Here is an 8,015-nt window from a genome sequence, read left to right as displayed (position 1 = left end):
GAACTTGGACGCATCGAGCAAAAACATCGCAGCCAGATCACCGAGCGTGCTGCTGCGGTCGCCGATTTGCGTCACGCTCAAGAACGCTACCTTTCGCTCAAAACAGCGCATGACGAACTCGATGCCGAAGTCGTCGCCGCCAACCAGACTCGCACTGCGGCGGACCGTGAGTACGCCGCTATGGGCAGCCGCATCGCCAGCGGTCAGCAAGAGATTGAAACGCTCGAGATGGAAGCCGCCGAGATCGACGAAATGCTCTCTGGCGCCCAAACCGAACTGCAATCCGCGACCAGCGAAGTGATGGCGATCTCGGTTGACATCGCCCGCGCCGAACAGAAATACGAGGCACTCTCCACGACGATGCAGCAACAGCGTCGCGACCAAAGTCAACGCGAAGCCGCTGTGGCAGAAGTCCGTGGCCAAGCCGAACAGGGACGAGTGCGGCTCGACGAACTCACCCTGCGAGTGCTTGAAGCGACCAGCCGGTTGGCGACGCTCAGCTGGGAATCGGACGCCAGCACGCATGAGCTTGCGGCGCTGGCCGAATCGGCTGCAAAAGTTCGTGCCGAGAACCGTCAAATCGTCAAAGCCAGCGAGGACGCAATCAAACAAACCAGTGTTGCCAGCGAAGCGGTCCACTCGATCACCGCCAAACGGGACAACGCAAAAGTCCGCCGCGATACGTTGGCCGACCGGCTGCTCGAGGACTATGAAATCGACCTTCGCAACTCCGAGCCCCCTGAGGATCTCGAAGCCCCCGAAGATCGCAAAGCGGTCGAAGACGAGATCACCGAACTGCGTGCTCAGCTGCAGCGGACCAGCAGCGTCAACATGGAAGCACTCGAAGAACTCGAGGGGCTGCAATCACGCTACGATGAACTGCACGGCCAATATCAAGACTTGACTGCCGCTAAAGATTCGCTGCAACGGATTATCGGTCGCATCAATGCCGACAGCCGCCGTTTGTTCCTCGATACACTCGAAGCGATTCGCCAAAACTTTCAAAAACTTTATCGCAAGTCATTCGGCGGGGGTCACGCCGATTTGATCCTCGAAGAGAACGAAGATCCATTGGAAGCGGGTGTCGAGATCGTCGCCACGCCACCTGGGAAACCGAGCTTCAGCAACTCACTGCTTTCCGGTGGTGAAAAAGCGCTGACCGCTGTCGCACTGCTGATGTCGATCTTCCAGTATCGCCCCAGTCCGTTTTGTGTGCTGGACGAAGTCGACGCCCCGTTTGACGAAGCGAACATTGGTCGTTTCGTAACGGTATTGAACGAATTCTTGGATCACTCAAAATTCGTCGTGGTCACGCACAGCAAGAAGACGATGACGGCCGCAACCACCTTGTACGGCGTCACGATGCAAGAGTCGGGCGTCAGCAAGCAGGTCTCGATCCGCTTCGAAGACGTCAGCGAAGACGGCGAGATCAACGAAGGCGAAGCCGCCTAATCTTATCTACCCCACCCCAAAGGTGCCCGTCCACCAAAAAGGTGTCCGACACCTTTCCAATGGGGGGGGGGGTTAAGTGCAGACACGAAAAAAGCCGCGTTCAAGCGGCTCGTGCGTTCCCGTCAAGGGAAGAAAAATGGGCGTTGAGGGACTCGAACCCCCGACCCTCTCGGTGTAAACGAGATGCTCTAGCCAACTGAGCTAAACGCCCGTACTTTTGACAAACCGAGGACGGATTGGCTTTCCGTCCTGTTAGAACAGACTATCGGCTTAGCAAACGGGTTCGGCGGGAGCGGCGCTCGGCTCGCAGGCGATTGCGACGATTCGTTTCACTTGGCTTTTCGTAGTACTCGCGGCGACGCATCTCTTTCTTGATGCCACTGCGCTCAACCAACTTGCGGAATCGACGTACTGCCTCCTGAATGGTTTCCCGGTCTCGAACCACTAACTTTACCATTTTGTCTCCGATTTCATCGCTATCTTTCTAACTCCCCATTTGGCCGAGGAAATGTCAAATACGAAATGTGTGTGTGTTTCTCGCTAGCTTTTGCCAGCCTCACTAGCCTTTGCCAGCGAAGTGCGGAAGTTTACCCGCCTCTTTACCCAGATGGCAATGCCCATCAAGCCAAAAAAACCAGCTTTTTCCTGCCAAATGTTTTGAACAGGTTTCCCACCGGGATCGGCGAGGCAATTTCGGCAGTCTGGGACATCCCCCGATGGGGATATCGCTCGAAGTCTTAGTCTATCGGCAAACGACGCTGCTTTGAATCGGTGAATCGGCTGTTCCGAGCGAATTTAATCGGGAATTGGCAACGGAATGGGAATTGGCACGAGGATTCGCTAGGCCCGCCACAAGGCCTTGCATTCGTTACAGATTGCCTGAACCGAACCGCGGCGGCGTTACGGATTCGCTGATCGTTTCCTGCGGAATAAACGACAAACCTTGCCACGCTTGACCGACGGGAGTAATCGGCACGCGATTCGTGAACGCGGCCGCGACTGGTCGATGCTTCGCACTGTCACAGCCAACGCAATTCGTCTTCATCACGCTATTGAGCGTGATCAATGTCGCTGCGTTGGGTTGTGCACTGTCGCTTCGCATTCATCCTACGTACCCGTGTGCTTTCGCTATGTCACCGACTCCTACCTCCAGCGTCGATACGATGGAACCTGGCCAATTGCTCAACGAACTTGAGCGTCGCCAGGACGAAGTGCTTTTGGAACTCGATGCTCTGGACGCCAAACTGACTGCGGTTTTGCGTGGACTCGGAGTTTCGCTTGACGACGAGATCGATCAAGAATTGGTTTGATCGATGTACCGCAGCTGGTGGTACAGCGTTTCGACTCGGCTCATTTCGTAGCCTGATTCCTTGGCAGCTCGCAGCGGGTTGCCCAAGATCGCTTCGGCTTCCATCGCTCGTTTGTTGAGGAAGTCCAGCCGCATGCTGCTGTCGTACGGCACCATCTTTCGCGTGTTTTCGAGCGTTTTTTCAATAAACGCTTCCGGAATCTCGACGCCGCATGCGGCGGCCCCAGCGTGAACCTCGCGGATGATCGCTTCGGCCAGTACCGATGCGTTTGGATCATCCATGATTTGTTTCGTCGAGGCGTTCAGAATCACCGACAGGCTGTTGAAAGGAATATTCCACATCAGTTTTCGCCAACGCACCAAGGCGAGATTGCCGGAGAACTCGGTCGGAACGCCAGCCGAGTTCAAGTCTTGGCAAATCTGATTTCCAATCGAGACCGCCTTCGCGTCACCCTCCGCCGCGGTCGTACCGCCGTCCGCTGCCTTCGAACCGCCCGCTGTCTTCGAACCGCCCATTGCCGCGGTCGAATTGTTCTGCGCCGCGGTAGCGGAGGACTGTGAAGAGGGACGATATTGACCAAACACGATTTTGCCAAAGTCGATATGCCGGATATGGCCCGGGCCGACCTTGCTGCTGCACAGAAAGCAGCAGCCGCCAAAAACCCTTTGCTCCCCCACAATGGCCGCCGAGTCCGCTTCGACGTCTAGCCCGTTCTGCAGCACCAAAACGACACCGCCATCACGAGTCGGAGCGGGTAGCAGATCCGCGAGCAAGTGGTTTTGCGTCGTTTTCAACCCAATCAGGCTGACGTCACAGGGTGGCATCGTCTCGGGCGACGCGTGCGTGTGAAGATCGCGGAGGTGCATGTCCCCCCAGATGCTGTCGACCTTTAGCCCATGCTCGCGGACATGATCAAAGTCGCTGTGCAGCAGAAAGTGGACTTCAAAACCCTGACGTGCCAACATGGCTCCATAGAGTCCGCCGAGGGCCCCCGCACCGATGATTGCGTAGCGTTGCTTGTTCATGACGTTACATTAGCGAACCCGACTCGCAATTGGCAATTGCAGGGCCGAACAAGTCACCACGTTCGCAGAGGCAGTCCCACCTCATTGACGGTTGAAGCGGGAAGATCCGCCGCAAACGCAATCGTGCGTCCCCTACCCCCAACGGGGTTCCGCAGCGAACGATAAAAAGCGAGCGAAGCCCGATCGTGGCAGACAATAGCCATGTCTTGCGCTAGAATAGGGCGGTCCGGGGCATGTTCCAATCTCACAAAGAGTCGCATTGATGCTGACAAAGACACTGTTGTTATTGCTGTTGAGCGTGATTCCGGTCCGCGTTTCGACGACCGATGGCAAATCGGTCCAAGGCACCTTCCAAGGCATCGGCTCGGGCGAGCTACGAATTGGGGTGGACGGCGAGACACAGACGTATGGGTTTGACGCACTTTCATCGCTAACCCCGGCGGCTCCCCTCGATGCAACGGGGCCGACAATGCGAGTGATCTTGGCGGCAGGGTCGGAAGTGGCCGCTGAAGAGTTGTCCCTGGCCGATGAAACATTATCGATCCGACCGCGACGTCAAAGTCTGCTCGAAGTTCCCGTCAAGCAAGTGCGTGCGATTCGGTTTCGCGCGGCCACCGCGGCGGTGAATCCAGCTTGGTTAGCCAAGCTCGAAGACGAGCGTCGAGGTGACACGATCGCAATCCGGCGTGAGGGCGACATGCTCGATTTTATCGAAGGCGTGATCACCTCGATCTCTGCGGACACCGTTGGATTGGAACTCGATGGCGACGAGATCCAAGCGCCGATTGCAAAACTCGAGGGCGTCATCTTTGGCGGGACCAAGGTGTCGTCCAACCCCGGCGACATCCAGGTCGTCGATAGCTACGGTTCTCGCTGGTCCGCTGCAGAGATGTTGCCGAGTGAGGCCGACGCACCGCTGCACCTCAAATTGGCTGGCGGAATCACGCACACGCTTCCACTGGAACACGTCGAAACAATTCGCTGGACTGGCGGTCTCTCGTTATTGGCTACCGTAGAACCTGCCACTTCGTCGCACACCGAATACGTGCAATCGAAACTCGACCGCGACATGCTGAAATCCTGGTTCGCCCCCAAACCCGCCGACGGCCAGGACTTGGTCATGTATGGACGTTCGGCAGTGGAATATCGCATCGACGAAGGTTTTAAAACCTTTGCCGCCGGGGTGCGACGCGACAAGTCGGTGCGAAAAGCGACCGAGACGACGGTGCGAGTCTATGTCGACGAGAAAATGGTCTGGGAGGAATCGATCAACAACAATCGGCCTCTCGGATTTGAATTGCCCATCGAGGAAGGTCGCCGGTTGAAAATCGAAGTGGACCCGGGATCGCAAGGGGATCTGGGCAACACGATTCGAATTCTGCGTCCCCGGTTATTACGATAAGCACATCGACCGTGATGCCAGAGCAGCGGAAGCGTGGCGGAAACAAATTCGGAAACGGCGAGAGGATTCGATAGTGAGCATGGCTGGAATGACAAAACACTCTGCGACATGGAAACGACAACGGATTCCCCAACGGCATCTTGGGATGTTCGTTGCCGTGACGCTCGTCGGCGCTGCCACGCTGTTTCCAACCGGTTCGGTATCGGCGGCCGAGGGTCCGTTGACTCTTTCACCGCTGTTGGCCGAAGCCGAACAAGATCGGATCGAGGCAATCGAGCGAGCGATGCCATCGACGGTTTGTGTGTTTGTTCCAGGCGGAGGGGGCGGAGGTAGCGGCGTATTAATTTCGCCCGACGGCTATGCGCTGACCAACTTTCACGTTTCCAGCCCCGCTGGCAATTACATGCGTTGCGGGCTCAGTGACGGCAACATCTATGATGCCGTCATCGTCGGCATCGACCCGGTGGGTGACTTGGCGCTGATCCGTTTGCTCGGCCGCGACGACTTTCCCTATGCGACGCTCGCCGACAGCCAAAAAGCCAACGCCGGTGATTGGTGCATGGTGATCGGCAATCCGTTCCTCTTGGCCTCGAATCTTCAGCCCACGGTGACATGGGGCATCCTAAGCGGCGTGAATCGGTACCAATACCCTTCCGGTACGTTGCTTGAATATGCCGACTGCTTGCAAACCGATGCATCGATCAACCCAGGCAATTCGGGCGGCCCGCTGTATGACGCCGAGGGTCGTTTGCTTGGCATTGTAGGACGTGCTTCGTTTGAAAAACGCGGCCGAGTCAATGTGGGGGTGGGATACGCGATCAGTATCAACCAAGCCAAAAACTTCCTCGGCTATTTGCACAGTGGCCGGATCGTTGATCACGCAACGCTCGGCGCAACGGTTGCAACGGATGCAGACGGAGGCGTACGAGTTTCCAACATTTTGGAATCCAGTGACGCGTACCGACGAGGGCTGCGATACTCGGCTGAGATCATCGAAATCGATGGCCGCGTGGTGCACACCGCCAACGACGTCCAGAACGTGATTGCGACGCTGCCAAGCGGATGGCGAGTCAAGTTGGTCTATCGCTACGAAGGAAACACGGTCGAGACATTGGTGCGATTGATGAGCGTGCATGGGCAAGATGAATTGCTCGAGAAAATGGCCGGAGCGATGCCACCACCGCCACCACGCGAAGCCCCTAAAAAGGATAAAGACGACGAAAAGCAGGAAGAGGACGACGGCGACGATGCCGGTCCTGAAACCGCACAGGGGGATGTCCCCGCCACTGTTTTGGCGGTCTACGAAGAACGACGTGGTTTTGCAAACTATTTTGCCAACCAACAACAACAAAATAAATTCATCGACTCGCTTAGAAAACAGTTCCCCAGTGGAGATGCCGGTCACACGGTCACATGGTCGATCCAGGGCAAAACGTCCAAGGACGAGAAGGTGTTTATCTATGTTTCGAACGACCGGTTGTCGATGGTCGTGGGCGATACGCCGATTGAACCGGTGACGAAATCAGACCTTTACGAAAGCGTCGAGGCAAGATCGTTTGCCGGAGCGATTCCAGCACTCGACGCATGGCGACGGATGTTAGACAAAGGCCCCAAAAAGTTTGGCGAAACGATTTACTGGGGCACCATGCCATTGGCCGGCGAGCGACCGCTTCGCGATTGCGTGGTCGGCAGCGACGGCGAGTTCGAAATTCGCTGGCTGTCGCACCCTGAAAACAATCAAGTCGAATGCATCGAAGTGTTTGCCGATCGTGACGAAGATCCAGCAGAGCTTTGGATCCATCGCGATTCCGACGATGCGGATGCCGCGCCGACACGACTTGAGATTCGTTATGGAGTCGATTCGATATTCGAAATGACGATCGACTCATGGGACGTTCTCGAAAACGAGTCTTCCGACGGTGACGACGACAATGCCAACGACGCAGGCAAACCAGCACAACAAGATCAAGCGGAGAAACAAGGTTGATGGATTTCCAATTTGGTCGCGTGATCGCGATCCTGATGCTGGCTTGGCCACCGATATCCTCGGCGTTTGCCGAACCATCGCTCGAACAAGCTGCCAGCAATGCACAACAGCGTGTCGTCAAGATCTATGGTGCGGGCGGTTTGTCGGGACTCGAGGCCTACCAAAGCGGTTTCCTGGTTTCTCCGGCTGGCCACATTGCAACGGCTTGGAGCTATGTGTTGGATGTTGACCCCACCGTGATCCTGGATGACGGACGCCGGTTCGAAGCCGAGATTGTCGGGTTCGAACCGTCACTTGAGCTAGCGGTACTTAAAATCGAGGCTTCGAATCTGCCGTTTTTTGAAGTGAGCGGCGATGCGAACGCGCAGTGGGGCGATCCCGTGATCGCGGTCAGCAATTTGTTTGGCATTGCCACCGGCCGCGAACCCGCCAGTGTAATGCAGGGAAGTGTTGCGGCGGTCACGACGCTTGATGCTCGCCGCGGAACGTTCAAGACGCCCTACCGTGGCCAAGTTCTAATTTTGGACCTAGTCGCCAACAACCCTGGGGCGGCGGGTGGCGCCGTGGTTAATGCCGAAGGCAAGCTGGTTGGCATGCTGGGTAAAGAACTGCGTGATGCATCAACCGGCGTGTGGCTCAATTACGCGTTGCCCGCCTCAGCATTTCGTAAAACCATCGGCGACATCATTGCCGGACGCGTCGTTCAGCGGATGGACGATAGCGAGCCCAAGTTGCCCCGCGATCAATCGCATACGCTCGCCACGCTTGGCTTGGTGATGGTCCCCGATGTACTCGAGTCAACACCGGCGTATGTGGATCACGTCGTGGCAGACAGCTGG

Annotated in this window: 7 protein-coding genes, 1 tRNA gene and 1 pseudogene; 5 read left to right on the top strand and 4 right to left on the bottom strand. The window is 56.7% G+C overall.

What is annotated here, in order from left to right:
• Positions 1-1,452 (top strand): annotated as a pseudogene (locus ABX962_RS24040) (chromosome segregation protein SMC); the annotation flags it as partial.
• Positions 1,453-1,589: 137 nt separating this feature from the next.
• Here ABX962_RS24040 and ABX962_RS24035 read toward each other — a convergent pair.
• The 3 genes from ABX962_RS24035 to ABX962_RS24025 all read right to left on the bottom strand — a co-directional run bounded on the left by ABX962_RS24035 (position 1,590) and on the right by ABX962_RS24025 (position 2,554).
• Positions 1,590-1,663: transfer RNA gene (locus ABX962_RS24035), tRNA-Val, on the bottom strand.
• A gap of 51 nt (positions 1,664-1,714) precedes the next feature.
• On the bottom strand, positions 1,715-1,909 hold the full coding sequence (rpsU, locus tag ABX962_RS24030; RefSeq protein WP_081614312.1) for a 30S ribosomal protein S21: 195 nt from the start codon (positions 1,907-1,909) through the stop codon (positions 1,715-1,717).
• Positions 1,910-2,320: 411 nt separating this feature from the next.
• Positions 2,321-2,554, bottom strand: a complete 234-nt coding sequence (locus ABX962_RS24025) for a hypothetical protein (protein ID WP_372723029.1) — start codon at positions 2,552-2,554, stop codon at positions 2,321-2,323.
• 28 nt (positions 2,555-2,582) lie between these two features.
• On the opposite strand from ABX962_RS24025, the gene ABX962_RS24020 reads away from it, so the two are divergent.
• Positions 2,583-2,762 (top strand): hypothetical protein, encoded by a 180-nt coding sequence (locus tag ABX962_RS24020; RefSeq protein WP_339941279.1) that lies wholly within the window; start codon positions 2,583-2,585, stop codon positions 2,760-2,762.
• On the opposite strand, the gene ABX962_RS24015 is transcribed toward ABX962_RS24020, so the two are convergent.
• Complete coding sequence (locus tag ABX962_RS24015; RefSeq protein WP_372723027.1) at positions 2,747-3,787, bottom strand: 2-dehydropantoate 2-reductase; 1,041 nt, start codon at positions 3,785-3,787, stop codon at positions 2,747-2,749. The genes ABX962_RS24020 and ABX962_RS24015 overlap by 16 nt on opposite strands.
• A gap of 262 nt (positions 3,788-4,049) precedes the next feature.
• Between ABX962_RS24015 and ABX962_RS24010 the strand changes: the two genes are divergently transcribed.
• The 3 genes from ABX962_RS24010 to ABX962_RS24000 all read left to right on the top strand — a co-directional run.
• Positions 4,050-5,189, top strand: a complete 1,140-nt coding sequence (locus tag ABX962_RS24010; protein ID WP_372723025.1) for an NPCBM/NEW2 domain-containing protein — start codon at positions 4,050-4,052, stop codon at positions 5,187-5,189.
• An 88-nt stretch (positions 5,190-5,277) separates the two neighbouring features.
• The gene (locus ABX962_RS24005) at positions 5,278-7,176 is read left to right on the top strand and encodes a S1C family serine protease (RefSeq protein ID WP_372723031.1); all 1,899 of its coding nucleotides are present in this window, start codon (positions 5,278-5,280) and stop codon (positions 7,174-7,176) included.
• Positions 7,173-8,015 (top strand): S1C family serine protease (locus tag ABX962_RS24000; protein WP_372723023.1); only part of this gene is annotated, 843 nt, incomplete at its 3' end. The genes ABX962_RS24005 and ABX962_RS24000, both read left to right, overlap by 4 nt.

This window comes from Novipirellula sp. (genome assembly GCF_041583735.1).
In the GTDB taxonomy this organism is placed as follows: Bacteria; Planctomycetota; Planctomycetia; order Pirellulales; family Pirellulaceae; genus Novipirellula.
This window is presented reverse-complemented; position numbering and strand designations above follow the sequence as displayed.

What these genes read in the sequence shown, in the direction of transcription:
- ABX962_RS24025 (WP_372723029.1), bottom strand. Translation starts at nt 2,554, where the DNA reads ATGCGAAGCGACAGTGCACAACCCAACGCAGCGACATTGATCACGCTC.
- ABX962_RS24010 (WP_372723025.1), top strand. Translation starts at nt 4,050, where the DNA reads ATGCTGACAAAGACACTGTTGTTATTGCTGTTGAGCGTGATTCCGGTC.
- ABX962_RS24005 (WP_372723031.1), top strand. Translation starts at nt 5,278, where the DNA reads ATGACAAAACACTCTGCGACATGGAAACGACAACGGATTCCCCAACGG.
- ABX962_RS24020 (WP_339941279.1), top strand. Translation starts at nt 2,583, where the DNA reads ATGTCACCGACTCCTACCTCCAGCGTCGATACGATGGAACCTGGCCAA.
- rpsU (WP_081614312.1), bottom strand. Translation starts at nt 1,909, where the DNA reads ATGGTAAAGTTAGTGGTTCGAGACCGGGAAACCATTCAGGAGGCAGTA.
- ABX962_RS24015 (WP_372723027.1), bottom strand. Translation starts at nt 3,787, where the DNA reads ATGAACAAGCAACGCTACGCAATCATCGGTGCGGGGGCCCTCGGCGGA.